Raw genomic sequence first — 19143 nt, forward strand, 5'->3', positions numbered from 1 at the left:
GCATCACAAAATCATGACACAGGCTTGAAAAACCGGTGTGAAAGGCCCATGCGACCGGACTCAACCGGCCAGCGTGAGGCCCGATCCGGCCGGACACAGGTTCTCCGGCTCCACCGTGTCGTCCAGCCGCCACACCGCGATCGCCTCGCTGCGGCCGCGGAAACGGTGCGTCCCGACCTTGAGCGCGGCACCGGGAGCGATCATCCCGCCGGACTGGGCCTGGATGCGGCAGACAGCCGTGTCGCTCGCCAGGATCACCACCTCGTCCCGTGGCGCCACCTCGCGGCCGAAGGACTGCAGCCTCTCGCACAGGTTCACCGCATCGCCCACCACGGTGTAGTTCCAGCGGTCGAGCGCCCCGACATTGCCCACCACCACGCGGCCGGTGTGCAGGCCGATGCGCACGTGCACGGCCTTTCCGCCGTTCTCCCGCGCCCTTGCATTTTCCTGCCGCAGGGCCGCCGCGATGCCGAGACAGGCGCGCGCGGCGGCCAGCGCATGATCCGCCCGCTCGTCCGGCGCGCCCCAGAAGGCCAGCATGCCGTCGCCGATGAACTTGTCGACCGTCCCCCCCTCCCGCTCGACGGCCGCAACGAGAAGCGCGAAATGCTCGTTGAGCACGTCCGCCGTCTCCGCTGCGGTGAGGTTCTCCGACAGGGAGGTGAAGCCGACGATATCGGTGAAGATGAATGTCAGGTCGCGCTCGCTCGCCACTGCGGCCCGATCCATGCCGAGGCGCATCAGCTTGCGAAACAGCGAGCGCGGAACATAGGTGTTCATCGCCCTCAGGCCGCTCACCATGGCATTGAACGCCTGGAACACCTGGTCGATCTCGCGCACGCGGTTGCGCGGCAGGCGCTCGACGCGGTCGAAGTCGAGTTCCCCGATGAAGCGGGCCTGGCGGGAGATTTCCGCCAGCGGCCGGGTCGCCCTGCGCACCAGCAGAACCGACAGACCGATCGCCACGAAGATGGAAACCAGGCCGACCACCGCGGAGCCGAACAGCCGCCGGACCTCCCGCGATATCGACGAGGCCACATAGTACTGCCCCACCGTCCACACGCCCGGACCATAGCCGGCGATCACTTTGGTCATCGAGAGATAGTCCGGCTCGCCGTCATCGCTTTCCAGGTCCCGCACCTCGACGCCGGCGGCGCTGGCCCGCTGGAAATTCTCCAGCGGCCGCGATGTCGACAGGCGCATCAGCGCCTTGTCGCCGAGCGCCTCGACGGTCACCGGCAAGCGCGGAACCTCCCCTCCCGGAGCGGCGAAGTCCTCAAGGTCCGAATGGGCGATCACCTCATTGCCGTTGGCGATGATGAAAACCGTGGAATACGCTCCCTCGTCGAGCTGTCGGGCGGTTCGGCCCAGTTCCTCGATCGACACGGCGGCCGTCAGAAAGCCGACCAGCGCGCCGCCCCGGACCAGCGGGACGGTGACGTTGGCATAGAGCACGTCCCCCGAAGTCACCAGCGGGCCCCAGGTCGCGGGCGAAGCCGCGGTCATGTTCGGCAGCGCGTAGAGCTTCGCTTCCTCGGGGATCTGTTGCCTGCGGAACGGCCAGAGCTGTCCGTCCGGCGAACGATAGATGCCGAAGCCGTCGCCCGCCGTGTCGTTGACGACGAGGGCATCGAGAGACGGGTTGGCATATACGGCGGCGGTCAGTTCGGCGCGCAGGTCCTCCAGATGGCCGTCGAGCTCCCGTTCGTCGAACACGGTCTTGAGCTGCACGACGGCCTGCGAGGCGAGATCCAGATGGTCTCGCAGCCGCCGTTCCAGCGCATTGGTGGTCAGCACGGCCTTGTCGTTCAGCAGGGAATAGGTGTTGCGCATGTTGGCGGTCACCGCCAGGCCCAGCACCAGCAGCATCGAGACGCCGATCAGCAGCCCGAAAGCCAGGCCCACCACCCAGGTAATCGAATAGACGCGCTGTTCCTCGTCCACGCGCTCAATTTTCCCATCGGTCATGCGTCGCCGCGCCATCCCTGCAATTTCGGCCCCTTCCGATATCCGTCGTGTCTTCCCATCGCATATCAGCGGTTACCGTTTCCGAAACAATAAGCCGGATTGCGTCCGAAACGCGACCCCACGGCGGCAAATCGCGCGGCGCCTGGCTTCCGTCAGGGAGCGGGCATCCCGGCGCCCGTCGGCGATGCCGCGCGCTCTCTGTACTCGGCTCGGCGCAGCCGCTAAGAGGAAACTCAATGAACGGGAGCGAGCGCGTGATCGACTACGAGGCCGAATACAACAACCGGGCGCTTGTGCCGGAACACCCGGCGATCATCGAGGGCTGGGCGCGCGACGCGGCCCGGTACCGCGAAGAGGCCGTCTGCGCGCTGGCAACGGCTTACGAACTGGGCGAGCGCACGGTCTATGACCTTTTCCTCCCGGAGAGCGGCATGCCGGATCGCGGCCCCCTCGGCCTCTTCATTCATGGCGGCTACTGGCAGGCGCTCGACCGGAGCTTCTTTTCGCATATGGCGCGCGGCGCCAACGTCCATGGGGTGCCGGTGGCCGTTGCCAGCTACACCCTGTGTCCGCAGGTCCGCGTCGGCGACATCATCGAGGAAATGCGCCGGCTGGCTGGTCATCTGTGGGAGCGCTACCGCCGTCCGGTGGTTGCCTACGGCCATTCGGCGGGCGGACACCTTGCCGCGTCGCTGCTGGCGACGGACTGGGGCAGCCGCGGCCTGCCGCGGCGGCTGGTGCCCGCCGGCCTCGCCATTTCCGGCGTGTTCGACCTCCAGCCGCTGATCGGCACCTCGATCAACGAGAAGCTGCGCCTCGATCGCAAGGAGGCGATCGACGTCTCGCCGATCGCCTTCGCGGCACCGGCCGGGACGCATCTGATCGCCGCCGTCGGAGGGGGCGAATCCTCCGAGTTCATCCGCCAGTCGCGAGTGATCGCCGACATCTGGGCACGCGGCGGCGTGGAGACGGAACTCGACATTCGCGGCCAGGACAACCATTTCACCGTCATCGGACCGCTAGCGGATCCCGACAGCGACCTGACCCACCGTCTGGTGACGATGGCCCGGTCGATCTGCTGATCGCCGGATACCGCGCCGCGCCAGCGCGCGCGGTCCCGATGACCCTATTCAATGCGCGCGGACTGGTTTCCGTTGAGGTTGGGAACCCACATGCCGCAGCGCTGCAGGAAGGAGCCTCGATGCGCCCCGATTCTCCCGCCCCCGTGCGTCTGGAAGAGTACAGACCGCCCGCCTACCGCATCTCGACGGTCGATCTCGACATCCGTCTTGCGCCACGGGCGGCGAAGGTCCGTGCCCGGCTGGCCCTGGAGCGGGCGCCGGGGACCGTTCCGGGAACGCCGCTGGTGCTGGATGGCGACGAACTGCGGCTCACTGCCCTGTCGCTCGACGGGCGGGCGCTTGCCGACACCGACTGCACCATCACCCCCGACAGGCTCGAGATCGCCTCGCCGCCTGCGGGTCCCTTCACGCTGGAAATCGAAACGGTGCTCGATCCCGACGCGAACACCAAGCTGATGGGGCTCTACCGGTCGAACGGCACCTATTGCACCCAGTGCGAGGCGGAGGGCTTCCGGCGCATCACCTATTTCCTGGATCGGCCCGACTGCCTCGCGGTCTACACCACCCGCATCGAGGCGCGCGTCAGCGAGGCGCCCGTGCTGCTGGGCAATGGCAATCCCGTGGAAAGCGGGCCGGTGCCGGGCACCGACCGCCACTATGCCGTCTGGCACGACCCGCATCCCAAGCCGGCCTATCTCTTCGCCATGGTGGCGGGCGATCTCGCCTGCGTCCGCGACAGTTTCCGGACCTGCGAGGGGCGCGACGTGGCGCTCAACATCTATGTCGAGCATGGCAACGAAGGCGCCTGCGGCTGGGCCATGGACAGTCTGAAGCGTTCCATGGTCTGGGACGAGGAAGTGTTCGGCCGGGCCTATGACCTCGACGTGTTCAACATCGTCGCCGTGTCCGACTTCAACATGGGAGCGATGGAGAACAAGGGCCTCAACATCTTCAACGACAAATATGTGTTGGCCCGTCCTGAAACGGCGACCGATCAGGACTATGCCGGCATCGAGACCGTGATCGCCCACGAGTACTTCCACAACTGGACGGGCAATCGCATCACCTGCCGCGACTGGTTCCAGCTCTGCCTGAAGGAAGGGCTGACGGTGTTCCGCGACCAGGAGTTTTCCGCCGACATGCGCTCGCGCGCCGTCAAGCGCATCGCCGATGTGCGGCTGCTCAAGTCGCACCAGTTTCCGGAGGATGCCGGCCCCCTCGCCCATCCCGTCCGGCCCCGGCTCTATCACGAGATCAACAACTTCTACACGGCGACGGTCTACGAGAAGGGGGCCGAGGTCGTGCGGATGCTGAAGAGCCTGATCGGCGACGCGGCGTTTCGGGCGGGCATGGACCTCTACTTCCGTCGCCACGACGGCGAGGCGACCACGATCGAGGCGTTTCTCGCATGTTTCCAGGAGGCGAGCGGCCTCGATCTTGACCAGTTCTCGCTCTGGTACGAGCAGGCCGGCACGCCGGTGCTGAAGGTCGACAGTTCCTACGAGAACGAAGCCGGCCGTCTCACCCTCACCTTCCGCCAGCACCTGCCGCCCTCTCCCGGGCAGAGCGAGAAGAAGCCGATGCACATTCCCGTGCGCTTCGGTCTGATGGGCGCGGACGGGCGCGAACTCGTGCCGGGGGGTGTCGCCGGCGCGGAGGTGACCGGTGACGTCCTGCACATCCGCTCGCCACAGCAAACGGTGGTTTTCTCGGGGCTGACGGAACGGGCCGTGCCGTCGGTGCTGCGGGGCTTCTCGGCGCCCGTCTCGCTCAAGACCGACCTTAGCGAGGCTGACCTGCTGTTCCTTGCGGCCAATGACAAAGACCCCTTCAACCGCTGGGAAGCGCTGCAGAGCGTTGTGATGACGACGCTCATCGCCGCCACGGCCGGCACCGCACGCCAGGATCCGGTTGCCATCAGCCCGGCGCTGATCGCAGCCTTCGCCGCCAATGTCGCGGACGACACCCTGGAACCCGCGTTCCGCGCCCTGTGTCTGCACCTTCCGGGCGAGGCCGACATCGCCCGCGAGATCGGCCACAATGTCGATCCGGACGCGATTCATGCAGCGCGCGGTGCCATCCGCCGCGCCGTCGCTGACGACATCGCGCCGGAGATCCTGGCCACCTACGAGGCGATGCGCGACGGCGCGACCTTTTCGCCCGATGCCCGCTCCGCTGGTCGAAGGGCCCTGCGCAACACGCTTCTCGACTATCTCGGACACGGCTCGGACCCCGCAGGGGCGGCGCGCGTGCAGGCGCATTTCGAAGCCGCCGATAACATGACCGACCGCTTTGCCGCCCTGACCGTGCTCATTCACGCGGATCTGCCGGGGCGGGCCGAGGCGCTCGCGGCCTATGAGGCGCGCTACCACGCGGTGCCGCTGGCGATGGACAAGTGGTTCATGGCGCAGGCAACGGCCCCCAGCGGCGCGACCCTCGACCGCGTCCGCGACCTGACCGGCCACCCGGCCTTCTCTCCGGCCAATCCGAACCGGGTCCGCGCGCTGGTCGGCGCCTTCGCCAGCGGCAACCAGAGCCAGTTCAACCGTCCGGACGGGGCAGGCTTCACCTTCGTCGCCGATTTCGCCCGCGATCTCGACCGGCGCAATCCGCAGGCGGCGGCGCGCATGATGTCCGCCTTCCGCTCGTGGCGGGCCCTGGAGCCTGGCCGGCGCGCCCATGCCGAAGCCGCCCTGCGGCATCTCGCGGCGGAGGGGGACCTGTCCGCCGACATGCGGGACATCGTCGAGCGCTGCCTGCAATAGCCGGCCGGTGAAGTGCATCGAATCAGGCTTTCGGGCCGGCTGGGCAGTCATCCGTGGCGGCCCGGGCGGCCCTTTCCATATCCGCCCCACGGGACTCGCAAGAGTTGTGCGTTCTGCAAATCGCGTTAAGCTTCCATTAACTATATTTTTCTTGGGGGACTCTGGACAACGCAGGCGAATGCGATTCAAATGAAGATGATTCGAGCGCCGGTTGCGTTCTGTTTGCGGCAAAATCGACACATCGGGAGCCATTACGATGGCGCGTGCCTTTGCAGGGGCGGCGTCCGCGCGTCGATTCGCGGACTTGTTGAAGCGGCAGCGTGACTCGCAGTCGCTGACCGGGCACATCCGCCTGCTGGCGCAGCCCGCCTATCAGCGACTGTTGACGGCGGAACCGTTCTTCCGCCGCGCCATCCCGATCCTCTGCATCGTCTTCATCGCCACGCTCGCCACCTATCGCGCCCTCACCCTGTCCTACGATCACGAGGAAACCGACCAGCGGGCGCGCGACGACCTCACCATGATCGCGACCACCCTGTCGGCGCGCCTGTCGACCGCCGAGGCGGCACTGCCGGAGCAGGGGTTCAGCACGGCACTGCAGGCGGCGCTGGCCGACAGCCTGCCGCCGCGCGCCACCGGCGACGGGCGCCGCATCCTGGTCGCCGATCCGGACGGCGTCATCATGGCCACCGCGCCGATCCGCTCCGATCTGGAGGGGCGCATGCTCTCCGACCTGCTGGGCGCCGGGCAGCCGCTGACCATCTTCGGAGCCCGTGCCGGCGTCCTCACCATCTCCACGACGGAGGCCGGCGAGGCCTATGCCACCGTGCATCATCTGGAAGGCCGGCTCGGCATGGTCGCGCTGATCCAGTCGAAGGACACGATCTTTGCCGGATGGCGGGCCAGTGTTTCGGCCAATGTTACGCTCTTTGTCGGAACCGCGTCGGTGCTGCTTGTGCTCATCTACGCCTTCTTCGCGCAGGCGACCCGGGCCGAGCAGGCCGACCAGATCTATGCCGCGACCCGCGCGCGCATCGACCTTGCGCTCAATCGCGGCCGCTGCGGGCTGTTCGACTGGGACCTGTCCCGCGGGCGCATCTTCTGGTCCGCCTCGCTTTACGAAATGCTCGGACTGCAGCCGCGCGACGACATTCTCGGCTTTTCCGAAATCTCCGCGCTGACCCATCCCGACGACATCGACCTCTACCAACTGGCGGAATCGCTGCTGGAAACCGGCGAGACCACCGTCGACCGCATGTTCCGCATGCGCCATGCCAATGGCGAATGGGTGTGGCTGCGCGCCCGCGCCGAGGTCCAGACCGAGCCGGGCATCGCCGAGCCGCACCTGATCGGCATCTGCATCGACGTCACCGAGCAGAAGCAGCTTGCCGAGCAGAGCCGCACTGCCGACCTGCGCCTGCGCGATGCGATCGAGACGATTTCCGAGGCCTTCGTCCTGTGGGACACGGAAAACCGTCTGGTGATGTGCAATTCCAACTATCAGACGCTGCACAATCTGCCGAATTCCGCCATCAAGGCCGGCACGCCCTATGCCCAGGTGATGGCCTCGGCCCGCCAGACCGTGGTTTCGGCGAGCCCCACCATCGGCAGCGACGCCTCCGATCCGTCCTCGTCCTACGAGGCCCAGCTCGCCGATGGCCGCTGGCTGCAGATCTCCGAGCGGCGCACCAAGGACGGCGGCTTCGTCTCGGTCGGCACCGACATCACCGCGCTGAAGCGGCACGAGGAAAAGCTGATGGAGAGCGAGCGGCGGCTGATGGCCACCGTCGCCGACCTGCGCCAGTCCCGCCAGAAGCTGGAAGTGCAGGCGCAGCAGCTCGTCGAGCTTGCCGAAAAGTATTCCGAGGAGAAGACCAAGGCCGAAGAGGCCAACCAGGCGAAGTCCGAATTCCTCGCCAACATCTCGCATGAGCTGCGCACGCCGCTCAACGCCATCATCGGCTTCTCGGAGATCATGGACCAGGGCATGTTCGGCCCGCTCGGCTCCGACAAGTACCGCGAATACTGCGCCGACATCCATGACAGCGGCCGCTATCTGCTGAACGTGATCAACGACATTCTCGACATGTCGAAGATCGAGGCCGGCCGCATGGAGCTGAAGCGCGAGGCGGTCAATCTCGGCGCCATCGTCACCGACGTGTCGCGCATCATCTCGGCAGCCGCGGCGGAGAAGACCATTTCCGTCACCTGCGAGACCGAGGAGGGCCTGTCGCTCTCCGCCGACCGGCGCGCCGTCAAGCAGGTGCTGCTCAACCTGCTCGCCAACGCGGTCAAGTTCACCCCCGACGGCGGCTCGGTGACGCTGGCTGCGACCCACGGCCGGATGGACGGCGCCGATGCGGTGGTCATCGCCATCTCGGACACCGGCATCGGTATTCGCGAGAGCGACATCGTCCGGCTCGCCAAGCCCTTCGTGCAGGTGGAGAACCAGTTCACCAAGACGCACAAGGGCTCCGGGCTTGGCCTTGCCATCGCCCAGTCGCTGGTCAAGCTGCATGACGGCACGATGGAGATCCGCTCCGCCGTCGGCAAGGGCACCACGGTGACCGTCACCCTGCCGGTCGACATGCGCCCGGCCAGCAAGGCGGCGTGACGGGCGGGGCGAGCGCATCTTCCCTTCGGCGTCTCCGGCAAAGGCCCCCTGCGGGGCCTTTTTCGTTGCCCGACCCTCCCCTTTTCGTTGCTCGGTCCTCCCCTGCATGCCTGCGACACCGCGCCGCCCACTTGCGTCTTCCAGAAAGTTAGGCGGTGACCTAAGTTTCTATTGACCTCCTTGTGATAGCTGGATAGTTAGGCACATGGCTAAGCATGATCCGAAGCTGAACCTCAAATTCGCCGCCCTGAGTGACGAGACCCGCAGGGCTGTGGTCACGCGCCTCGCACGGGGGCCGGCTTCGGTGAGTGAACTGGCCTCGGCTCACGCCATGGCCCTGCCTTCGTTCATGGGACATCTGGCCAAGCTGGAAGCAGCGGGCCTGATCGAGACGACGAAGACGGGACGCGTGAGGCATTGCCGGCTATCGGCGGACGGAATCGCACCGGTGACGCACTGGCTGGCAGAGCAGCAGGCCCTGTGGACCTCGCGGCTGGACCAGTTCGACGCCTATGTCACCCAGCTTGTGAAAGAGAGAAACGATGAAACTTGATCCGCAAACCGATCTCATCCTGACGCGCACGCTCAAGGCGCCGCGCGCGATCCTTTGGGAATGCTGGACGACGCCCGCGCATATCAAGCAATTCTTCGTGCCGAGGCCCCACAAGGTGACGGCCTGCGACATCGACCTGCGCGTCGGCGGCCGTTTCAACACCACCTTCGAGGTCGAAGGCAACGAGATGGCGAACGAAGGCGTGTTCCTGGAGGTCGTGCCGCAGGAGAAGCTGGTCTTCACCGATGCCTATACCGAAGGCTGGAAGCCGGCGCCGGATCCGTTCATGACAGCCCTCCTGCTGCTGGAGGACGCCGCAGAAGGCGGCACGAAATACACCGCCATTGCCCGGCACCGCTCCACCGATGCGCGCAAGACCCATGAGGACATGGGCTTCCACGACGGCTGGGGCACGGTGTGTGAACAACTCGACGCCTATGCGCTGGACCTCCTGAAGTCGCGATAGGCGCGGGTCCGACAGGCTCCACGAGACAGGCGCCACGAGATGGGCGCCACGAGATGGGCGCCACGAGATGGGCGCCACGAGATGGGCGCCACCAGACGGTCGGGATCGGGGCGGCGGCGCCGCCCCGGCCGATCAATCGACGAGGCCGTCCTCGTCGAAGAACGCCTTCTCCTGCACCGCGCCGAAGAGCTGGCCGAGCCCCTGCCCGGCCTCGCTCAGGCTGTTGCAGGCCAGTTCGACCTGCAGGGTCCGCCCCTCATAGAGCAGGACGCCGCCTTCCATGTCCTTCTCCGGGTCGGCCGGCCCCCGGCTGATCATGCGCTCATAGACGACATAGGTGTAATCCCCGGACACCAGACCGAGGCGGGTGTCGTAGCCGCCGGAATAGCCGAGCGAATGGATCATGAAGCGTTCGACGCTGCCATCGGCCGTGCCGGGAAGTTCCAGGTCCGGCGCGACCAGCGGCCCCTGTCGCACGGACAGCGCCGAGACACCGGCGGCGGCGCAGACGGACAGCACGTCGCCGTCCTGGAGTTCGCAGGACAGAAGCACCTGTTCCGTGTCGAGACAGTGTCCGCCCGAGATGTCGTCGCTGGCGTGATCGGGAACGTTGTCGAAGCCGCTTCTCTCGCTGCCGTTGCAGGGCACCGGCTCGAAGCGGCCGTGATCGGCGACGATCGCGCCGCCGTCGATCCGCCATCTGTGGTCCCCGACCTGGCGATCCTCCTCGATCTCCGTTTCGACCGTGACATCGAGCCAGTCGCCCGACCGCGTGCCGGTGATCTTGCTTTCCCAACTGGTGTAATAGCGCTGTTCGTGATCCTGCACGGTGCCGTGCTCGGTTCCTGCAACGGGACCGTCCGTATCGGGCAGGTTGAGAACCATCGCCGCCTCGCTCGTCTTGGTCTCCATGGCGAAGCAGCGTTCCTCGGCCATGGCCGCGGGCGAAAGAGCGGTCAAACAGGCGAATGCAAGCGCGGCGCGACGAGGCGTGATCACGGCAATGTCCGATCGAAAAGGCGGCGGAGGACGCAACAGGTTGCGAGAGAATGCAAACAATCCGGTCGGCATGCAAAGGGAATCCGCAGCGGAAATCCCGTCCTTGCGCAAATCCTTGCACGCGTGCCGACACGGGGTTGAGCGGACGTGCCGCCTACCGCGGGCAGGTTGGTACGCCGAGCCGGAAGCGCCGTACCGCGCCAGTTCCGGCCGCCTCAACCGGCGGCCGGCTCCACCTTCCCCACCAGCGCCTCGAACGTGCCGCGCACCCGCCGCTGCGTCTCCGCCATCAGCGCTTCCAGATGGGCGAAATCCGGCGCCTCGCCCGCCAGCACCAGCAGATCCTTGACGCCCTTGGGCACGGCATCCGCCTTGAACGGACCGTCCAGCGTCAGGCGCTGCACCTGGGTCAGGGCATGATAGAGGCGGATGGCCGGCAGCAGCACCTCGGCATCGCCGGCTTCGAGCAGACCCGCGTCGCGTGTGCGTTCCAGCACTGTCTCCGTCGTCTGCGACAGGATCTGCGGATGCGTCGCCCCATGGACCAGTTGCAGGTACTGGGCGATGAACTCCACGTCGACAAGGCCGCCGGCGACCTGCTTCAGGTCCCAGATGTCGGATGTCCCCTTCTCCGCCTCGATCCTCGCGCGCATCGACGCCACTTCGGCGGCCACCGTCTTCGCGTCGCGCGGCCGGGCCAGTGTCTCGCGGATATTGGTCTCGATTCTTGCGGCAAAGGCATCGGAGGAGCGGGCGATCACCCGGGCCCGGGTCAGCGCCATGTGCTCCCAGGTCCAGGCTTCCTTGGCCTGATAGGCCTCGAAGGCGGCAAGGCGCGTTGCCAGCGGCCCGGCATTGCCCGAGGGGCGCAGGCGGAAGTCCACCTCGTAGAGCCGCCCCTCCGCCGTCGGCGCCGACAGGGCCGCGACCAGCCGCTGGGTCAGGCGGATGAAATACTGGCTCGGCGCCAGCGGCCGCTTGCCGTCGGTCTCCGTCACCTCCTCCGGGTGGTCGTAGAGCAGGATGAGATCGAGATCGGACGCCGCCGTCATCTCGCGCCCGCCGAGCTTGCCCATGGCGACCACCGCCCAGTCGGCGCCGGGCAGCCGCCCGTGGTTTTCCGCCACCTGGTCGATGACGAAAGGCATCAGGCCAGCGACCACCGTCTCGGCAAGGCGCGCCAGCGCCTCGCCCACCTGCAGGGCGTTCAGCGTGTCGGAGAGCAGCCGCAGGCCGATCAGGAACTGCTGCTCCTGCGCGAAGATGCGCGCCCGGTCGAGCGCGTCCTCGTAGAAGCGGGCAAGGTCGAGGGTGCGGGCCAGACCCGCGCGGAACTCGGCCGAGGTGGGCATGGCGCCGAAAAAGGCCGGATCCATCACCGCGTCGAGCACATGCACCCGCTTCGACACCACTTCGCCCATGCGCGGGGCGGCGCCCATCACCGTTGCGAGCAGCTTGAGGAGCTGCGGGTTGGAGCGCAGCAGCGAGAAGAGCTGGACGCCGGCGGGGAGCTTCGACAGAAAGCTGTCGAAGGCCAGCAGCGCCTGGTCGGCATTGTCGGTGCTGGCCAGTGCCGAGATCAGCACCGGATGCAGCTCGGTCAGCCGCTCGCGCGCCTTGGCCGAACGCACCGCCGGATAGCGGCCGAAGTGCCAGGCGCGGATGATCTTGCCGGCCTCTTTCGGCCGCTGATAGCCGAGCCGGGTCAGGGTCTCCAGCGTCTCGGGGTCGTCGTCGTCGCCGGTGAAGACCAGGTTGCCGAGGTCCGAGGCCAGTTCCGGCTCGTTCTCGAACAGGGCCGAATAGTGCTTCTGCACCCGCGTCAGCCGCGCCCGCAACGCCTCCTCGAACGGCTCCAGCTCGGCAAAGCCCATCAGCCGCGCCACGCGGGCGCGCGCCTCCGCCTCGGCCGGCAGGATATGGGTCTGCTCGTCGTTGACCATCTGGATGCGGTGCTCCACCGCGCGCAGGAAGCGATAGGCCTCCGTCAGTTCGTCGCGCGCCTCCGCCGCGATCCAATCCAGCGCGGCGAGCGTTGCCAGCGTCTCCAGCGTGCGCCGGCCGCGCAGTTCGGTGATGCGTCCGCCGGCGATCAACTGCTGCGTCTGGGCGAAGAACTCCACCTCGCGGATGCCGCCGCGCCCCAGCTTGACGTTGTGGCCCGCCACCGCGATCCGCCCGTGCCCCTTGTGGACATGGATCTGGCGCTTGATCGAGTGGACGTCGGCGATCGCCGCATAGTCGAGATACTTGCGCCAGATGAAGGGCGAGATTTCCTTGAGGAAGCTCTCGCCGCAGGGCACGTCGCCGGCGCAGGCGCGCGCCTTGATCAAGGCCGCGCGCTCCCAGTTCTGGCCGAGACTTTCGTAATAGACCAGCGCTGCCGGGATCGACATGGCCAGCGGCGTCGCGCCCGGGTCCGGACGCAGCCGCAGGTCGGTGCGGAAGACATAGCCGTCCGCCGTGCGGTCGCCCATCATCTTGACCAGCCGCTTGGTCATGCGGACGAACTCGACAGGCGCCTCCGCCCCGCCCGTCACCGGCGCGAGGCCCGGCTCGTAGAGCACGATGAGATCGATGTCGGAGGAGTAGTTCAGCTCCAGCGCGCCGTATTTGCCCATGGCGAGGATCACGAAACCGCAGCCCTGTTCCGGGGCGGCCTCGTTGCGGATCTCGAACTTGCCGCGCCGGGCGAGATCGCGCAGGCAGAAGCGGATCGCCGCCGTCAGCGCCGCATCGGCGAAGCGGCTGAGGCCGCCGGTCACCGCGTCGAGATCGAGCGCGCCGGCAATGTCGGCGAGCGCCAGCGTCAGGGCGAGATCCTGCTTCAGCCGCCGCAAGCGGGCCATCACCACGGCCTCGTCGTCGCCGGCCACCTCGCGGGCCTCGGCGACCAGCCGGTCGACCCGCGCCTGCGGCACATCCGTCAGCAGCGCGGCAAGGCGGGCATGGTCGGCAAGGGCAAGGTCGCGGAGATAGGGGGCGTTGGTCAGCGCGCCGGCAAGGAAGGCACCGACGCGCGCCTGCGCATCGGCACTCAGATCGAGAGCGTCGACGACGTCGGCAAAATCCTGCAACAGCGCTTCGGCTGCAGCCTCGCTCTCGGCGAGCGGCACCACCCGCAAGGCCGCCAGCAGGGGCATGCCGCCCGTGCCCGCCTCGCTGCCGTTCCCCTTGCGGTCGCCACCATCCGCGGTGCCCTGCGCTGCGACACTGTCGTTCAATCCGTCCTCCCGATCCGCCCGTTGCACCGGGCCGTTCCGTCAGTCGCCGCCCGCTGGCCATCCCTCGCCGTCGCGTCCGGCCGCCGGCAGCCACAGCCGCGCCGCCAGTCCGGGCTCCGCGTCCGCCAGTTCCAGCCGCCCATGATGCAGCCGCGCCACCGCCGCCACCAGGCTGAGGCCGAGGCCGGAGCCGGGGGCGCTGCGGCTTGCCTCCAGCCGCACGAACCGGTGCAGCACCCGCTCCTTGTCGGCATCGGCGATGCCGGGTCCGTGGTCGCGCACGCCGAGCAGGACGTCGCCGCCCTCCATGCGCGCTTCCAGCTCCACCCTAGCGCCCTCGCCCGCCTCCTGCCGAGCGTATTTCAATGCGTTTTCGACAAGGTTTATCAGCGCCTGCACCAGCAGCTCGCGATTTCCCGTCACTTTCAGCCCGTCGGCGACGCGAAGCTGCATGCCGCCGCCGTCATCCTCGGCGACCGGCGCGTAGAGCTCGCCCACCTCGCGCACCAGCGCCGAGACGTCGATATCACCGAAGCTGGCGTCGGAGGATCCGGCCTCGACACGGGCAATGCGCAGCAGCGCGTTGAAGGTGCGGATCAGGGCGTCGCAGTCCTCGATGGTGGTTTCCAGCACCGCGCGCGCCTTGCTGTCGCCGGCGAGGTCGCCGCGCAGCGCCTCCTCCAGCCGGTTGCGCATGCGGGTCAGCGGCGTCTTGAGGTCATGGGCGATGTTGTCGGAGACATCCTTGAGGCCCTGCATCAGCACCTCGATGCGCGTCAGCATCGCGTTGAGGCCGATCGCCAACCGGTCGAACTCGTCGCCGCTGCCCTCCACCGGCAGCCGCTCGGTGAGGTCGCCCGACATGATGCGCCGGCTGGTCGCGGTCATCGCGTCGATGCGCTTGAGCACGCGGCGGCTGACGAAGACCCAGGTGATCAGTCCGAGCGCCGCCAGCACGAACAGCCAGAAGCGCATCGCCTCGGCCAGCAGCGAGCGGAAATACTGCTGCTCCTGCAGGTCGCGCCCGACCAGCAGGCGAAAGCCGCCGGAAAGCTGGAACACCCTGACCAGCGCCTCGCGGCGCGCCCCGCCGCCGATCGGGGTGTACATCACCCGCTGCAACTCGCCGCTCTCGCCGGCCAGCACCCGGTCGTCGAGCTGCTCGATATTGCCGACGAGCTGATTCGCGGCGAAGTCGGTGACGAGATAGAGGCTGGCGCCGGGCCGGCGGGAGCGGGCATCGACGGCAGCGACAAGCGCGCGAATGCCGCCGATGCGATACTGGTCGGCAAGGCCGGAAATCTCGGCATCGACCGTGTCGACCACCTGGTCGCGCAGGACCGTCGCGGTGTTCTGCGACAGATAGACGAGGACCGCGCCGGAGGCGAGCGTCAGCGCCGCCAGATAGATCAGCGCCAGCTTGATCGCCGTGGTGCGGAACAGCCGGCCGGTCGTCGTCGGTTCGCTCATGCGCCGGCGCGGCCGCTGTCGCGGATCGTGTAGCCGGCGCCGCGCACGGTGTGCAGCAAGGGCCGATCGAAATCCTTGTCGATCTTGGCGCGCAGCCGCGAGATATGGACGTCGATCACGTTGGTCTGCGGGTCGAAGTGATATTCCCACACATGTTCGAGCAGCATCGTGCGGGTGACCACCTGGCCGGCATGCTGCATCAAGTATTCCAGCAGGCGAAACTCGCGCGGCTGCAGCGGAATGTCCTGGCCCGAGCGCGTCACCGTGTGGCTCAGCCGGTCGAGCGTCAGGTCGCCGACCGTATAGCTCGTCTCCACCTCCTGCTGGCGCGGTCGGCGGCCGAGCGCCTCCACCCGGGCCAGCAGTTCGGAGAAGGCGTAGGGCTTGGGCAGGTAGTCGTCGCCGCCGGCGCGCAGGCCGGTCACCCGGTCGTCGACCTGACCGAGCGCGGAGAGCACCAGCACCGGCGTGTGGTTGCCGTCCGCGCGCAGGCCGGAAATCAGCGACAGGCCGTCGCGCCGCGGCAGCATCCGGTCCACCACCAGCACATCATAGGGGGCGCTGGCGGCCAGATCGTAGCCGGTCTCGCCATCGGCGGCATGGTCGACCACATGCCCCGCCTCGCGCAGGGCCTTGGCCAGATAGCTCGCTGCTTCCTTGTCGTCCTCGACAATCAGGATCCGCATGACCTCTTCCGTGTCTTTGGTCTTTGGTCTCGGGCTGGTTCCGGTTGCTGGGTTTAGCATCGGCAGGAGCCCGCGTCGAACGGCATGAAAAACCCCGGACCGTCTGGCGGTCCGGGGCCCCGGTCCCCTGGCATGCGTCTGGTGGCGGTTGCGGACCTGCCCCTCGCATGCCGGTGACCTTCCGGATGCCGCGCCGCCGTTCGGGGGCTTGGCTCGTCGGGCGGCGTCATCCGGTTTCGTTGGCGGCGGCGGCGCACCCTGTCCGGCGCGCCGCCTGCCGCTCAGCCCCTGTTCTGGTCGACCGGCACGGCGACAAAGCGCGAGGCATTGTTGCGCTCGACGCGCAGCAGCACCGACTTGCGACCGTTTTCGCTGGCGGCAAGGGCGGCTCCGGCGACCTCGCCGGGGTTGCTGACCGGCTGGCCCGCCACCTCGAGGATGACATCGCCGCGCTGCAGGCCCTTTTCGGCTGCCGGGCTGTCGGCGGGAACATCGGTGATGACCACGCCGCGCTCGCCGGCGCCCATCGCGCTTGCCGCCGCCAGTTCCATGCCGAGGCTGTCGACGAAGGCCGTGTCCTTGCCGGTCGGCTGGACCGCCGCCGTCGCCGGGCCGTCATCCTGCAACCGGCCGAGGATGACCTTGACGTCCTGCTCGCGCCCGTCGCGCCAGACATTGAGGGTGACCTCGGTCTCCGGCGGATAGGCGGCGATCATCCGGGCGAGGTCGCGCGGCCCGTCGACCGACTGTCCGTCCACGCTCAGGATCGTGTCGCCGGAGCGGATGCCGGCCTTGCGCGCCGGGCTGTCGCCCTGGGCGTCGGCGACGATCGCGCCCTTGGCGTCCTTCAGACCGACGCTCTCGGCGATGTCCTTGGACACCGGCTGGATCTGCACGCCCAGCCAGCCGCGCACCACCGTGCCGTCCTTCTGCAGGTCCTTGACGATCGTGCTGGCCGTCGAGGCCGGAATGGCGAAGGCGATGCCGACATTGCCGCCCGAGGGCGAGAAGATCGCCGCGTTGACGCCGATCACCTGGCCCTTGACGTTGAAGGCCGGGCCGCCGGAATTGCCCCGGTTCACCGGCGCGTCGATCTGGATGAAGTCGTCATAGGGACCGGCGCCGATGTCGCGGCCACGGGCCGAGACGATGCCGGCGGTCACCGAGCCGCCGAGGCCGAACGGATTGCCGACCGCCACGACCCATTCGCCGACCTGCGGCGCCTCGGGGGCGAACTCCACATACGTGAACGTCTGGCCCGCGCTGTCGACCTTGAGCAGGGCAAGGTCGGTGCGCTTGTCGGCGCCGATCAGCTTCGCCTCGTATTCGTTGCCGTCATCGGTGATCACCGTGAAGGTCTTGCCGTTGGCCACGACATGCTCGTTGGTGACCAGATAGCCGTCGCCGGTGATGAAGAAGCCGGACCCCTGGCTCATGCCGTGGCGGCGCGGCTGCTGCTCGCGGCGCTGTTCGCCGCCGAAGGGCTCGCCGCCGAAGCGACGGAAGAAGCGCTGCAGCGGGTGATCCTGCGGCAGGTCCTCGAAGCCGGGGATGCCCCCGTCGCGCGACGACATCATCCGCGGCGTCTCGTCGGTGCGCACCCGCACGCTCACCACCGCCGGCTTCACCGCCGAAACGACAGGCGCGAAGTTCTGCGGCGCCTCGGTTTCGACCCGCACCGGGTCGGCAAGGGCGAACTGCCCCGGCACCACGGTCTGCAGGCTCATCGCGCCGGCAAGACCCAGCGCCAGGGCACCGGCGACAAGGCCGGCGCGGCGGCGCGGCAGGCGGCGGATGGCCGAGGGGATCTGTTTGGTCGACATGTGTTGCTCTCTCCACATCAGGAACCGGACGGCGTCCGGAGGTCAGGACCCTTCGAGCCGGCGGTCATTCGCGGGGAAGCGTTCGCCGACTGTCCCGACTGATATGGAACACGCCGCCTTACAGCCGCCTGTCGGCGAAATTAAGCTTTGGTAATGTTGCGGGAGTGGGTCGGGCGCAGCGGCTCACGCTTCGCGGGTGACGATCACAGCCCCGGCCTCGAGCGTGCGGTGCACCGGGCAGCGGTCGGCGATCTCCAGCAGCCGCGCGCGGGTTTCGGCATCCAGATCGCCCTCGATGGTGATCCGCCGTTCGAAGCGGTCGATCCGCCCTTCCCGGCCACGAAGCTCCTGCGTGCACTCCAGGCAATCCGCCGCATGCACCTTGCCATGGGTCACCGTCGCCGAGATCCGCGTCACCGCCAGTCCCTTGCGCTCGGCATACATGCGCAGCGTCATCACGGTGCAGGCGCCGAGCGCCGCCGACAGATAGCCGTAGGGCGAGGGTCCGCTGTCGAGACCGCCGACTGCCTCCGGCTCGTCGGCGATCAGCCGGTGCCGGCCGGCCACCACCATCGCCTGGAACTTGCCGAGCCCGGTCTCGCTGACCTCGACGCCCTTCGCCTCGACCGGTTCGGCCGGCTCCGGCGCGCCGATGTAGCGGCTCGCCCAGGCGGCGATCACGCCCGCCGCATAGGCCGCATCCGCCGGATCGGTCAAGAGGTGGTCGGCACTGTCCAGCGAGACGAAGCTCTTGGGGTGCTTTGCCGCCACGAAGATGCGCGTGGCATTGTCGATGCCGACCGTCTCGTCGCGCGGCGCGTGCAGCACCAACAGCGCCTTGTGCAGATGCGCGACGCGCTCGCGCACGTTCTGCTCGGCGATGTCCTCCAGGAATTGCTTCTCGATGGTGAAGCGGCGGCCGGCCAGTTCGACCACCGCCGCGCCGTCGTCGCGGATCCGCTCGAGATCGGCATGGAAATTCTTCAGGACGTGATCGGCATCGGCCGGCGCGGCGAGGGTCGCGACGGCGACCGCCTCGGGGATTTCATGCGCGGCCGCCAGCATCGCGGCGCCGCCCAGCGAATGGCCGATCAGGAGCTTCGGCGCCGCATGGGTCTCGCGCAGGAAGGCCGCGGCCTTCAGAAGATCCGCCACGTTGGAGGAGAAGTTGGTGGAGGCGAAGTCGCCGCCCGAGCCGCCGAGCCCGGTGAAATCGAACCGCAGCACGGCAATGCCCTCGCGGGTCAGCGCTTCGGCGATGCGCCGGCCGGCCGCCCCGTCCTTGGAACAGGTGAAGCAATGGGCGAACAGCGCATAGGCGCGCACCCGGCCGGTCGGCAGGTCGAGCCGGGCGGACAGTTCGGCGCCGTCATGGCCCTCGAAGGTCAGTCGGACAGGCTGTGCGGGCATCGGGCTCTCCGTCGTCGGGCGATCTTGTCGTTCGGAATGCGGGTGTCTTTCGAAGTCCGCGCCGACGCCCAACAAACCACGAA

General features: G+C 67.9%; 12 protein-coding genes. 5 read left to right on the forward strand and 7 right to left on the reverse strand.

The window, feature by feature from the left end; genetic code table 11:
- Nucleotides 1-60: 60 nt before the first annotated feature.
- Nucleotides 61-1944: an adenylate/guanylate cyclase domain-containing protein gene (locus P2PM1_RS24485; RefSeq protein ID WP_208985414.1), complete on the reverse strand. Its 1884-nt coding sequence runs from the start codon at nucleotides 1942-1944 to the stop codon at nucleotides 61-63.
- A gap of 260 nt (nucleotides 1945-2204) precedes the next feature.
- Here P2PM1_RS24485 and P2PM1_RS24490 point away from each other — a divergent pair, with 260 nt between their 5' ends.
- From P2PM1_RS24490 to P2PM1_RS24510, 5 genes are all read left to right on the forward strand, one after another.
- Nucleotides 2205-3050: an alpha/beta hydrolase gene (locus tag P2PM1_RS24490; RefSeq protein ID WP_186400910.1), complete on the forward strand. Its 846-nt coding sequence runs from the start codon at nucleotides 2205-2207 to the stop codon at nucleotides 3048-3050.
- Between the two features lie 119 nt (nucleotides 3051-3169).
- Complete coding sequence (gene pepN / locus P2PM1_RS24495; protein WP_186400911.1) at nucleotides 3170-5815, forward strand: aminopeptidase N; 2646 nt, start codon at nucleotides 3170-3172, stop codon at nucleotides 5813-5815.
- 256 nt (nucleotides 5816-6071) lie between these two features.
- Nucleotides 6072-8429 (forward strand): PAS domain-containing sensor histidine kinase, encoded by a 2358-nt coding sequence (locus tag P2PM1_RS24500; RefSeq protein ID WP_186389953.1) that lies wholly within the window; start codon nucleotides 6072-6074, stop codon nucleotides 8427-8429.
- A 205-nt stretch (nucleotides 8430-8634) separates the two neighbouring features.
- Nucleotides 8635-8982: a helix-turn-helix transcriptional regulator gene (locus P2PM1_RS24505; RefSeq protein WP_186389954.1), complete on the forward strand. Its 348-nt coding sequence runs from the start codon at nucleotides 8635-8637 to the stop codon at nucleotides 8980-8982.
- Complete coding sequence (locus tag P2PM1_RS24510; protein ID WP_186400912.1) at nucleotides 8972-9448, forward strand: SRPBCC family protein; 477 nt, start codon at nucleotides 8972-8974, stop codon at nucleotides 9446-9448. Before P2PM1_RS24505 ends, P2PM1_RS24510 begins: the two co-directional genes overlap by 11 nt.
- A gap of 132 nt (nucleotides 9449-9580) precedes the next feature.
- On the opposite strand, the gene P2PM1_RS24515 is transcribed toward P2PM1_RS24510, so the two are convergent.
- From P2PM1_RS24515 to P2PM1_RS24540, 6 genes are all read right to left on the reverse strand, one after another.
- Nucleotides 9581-10447, reverse strand: a complete 867-nt coding sequence (locus P2PM1_RS24515) for a hypothetical protein (RefSeq protein ID WP_186400913.1) — start codon at nucleotides 10445-10447, stop codon at nucleotides 9581-9583.
- Between the two features lie 215 nt (nucleotides 10448-10662).
- Nucleotides 10663-13590 (reverse strand): bifunctional [glutamine synthetase] adenylyltransferase/[glutamine synthetase]-adenylyl-L-tyrosine phosphorylase, encoded by a 2928-nt coding sequence (locus tag P2PM1_RS24520; RefSeq protein WP_186400936.1) that lies wholly within the window; start codon nucleotides 13588-13590, stop codon nucleotides 10663-10665.
- A gap of 120 nt (nucleotides 13591-13710) precedes the next feature.
- Nucleotides 13711-15141 carry a HAMP domain-containing sensor histidine kinase gene (locus P2PM1_RS24525; protein ID WP_186400914.1) on the reverse strand — a complete coding sequence of 477 codons (1431 nt, stop codon included), beginning with the start codon at nucleotides 15139-15141 and terminating at the stop codon, nucleotides 13711-13713.
- Complete coding sequence (locus P2PM1_RS24530) at nucleotides 15138-15827, reverse strand: response regulator transcription factor (protein ID WP_186389958.1); 690 nt, start codon at nucleotides 15825-15827, stop codon at nucleotides 15138-15140. Before P2PM1_RS24530 ends, P2PM1_RS24525 begins: the two co-directional genes overlap by 4 nt.
- Before the next feature lie 281 nt (nucleotides 15828-16108).
- Complete coding sequence (locus P2PM1_RS24535; RefSeq protein ID WP_244301628.1) at nucleotides 16109-17650, reverse strand: Do family serine endopeptidase; 1542 nt, start codon at nucleotides 17648-17650, stop codon at nucleotides 16109-16111.
- 183 nt (nucleotides 17651-17833) lie between these two features.
- On the reverse strand, nucleotides 17834-19060 hold the full coding sequence (locus P2PM1_RS24540; protein WP_186400916.1) for an alpha/beta fold hydrolase: 1227 nt from the start codon (nucleotides 19058-19060) through the stop codon (nucleotides 17834-17836).
- Nucleotides 19061-19143 lie beyond the last annotated feature (83 nt).

The sequence above is a fragment of the Stappia sp. P2PMeth1 genome, from assembly GCF_900185735.1.
Classification (GTDB): Bacteria; Pseudomonadota; Alphaproteobacteria; order Rhizobiales; family Stappiaceae; genus Stappia.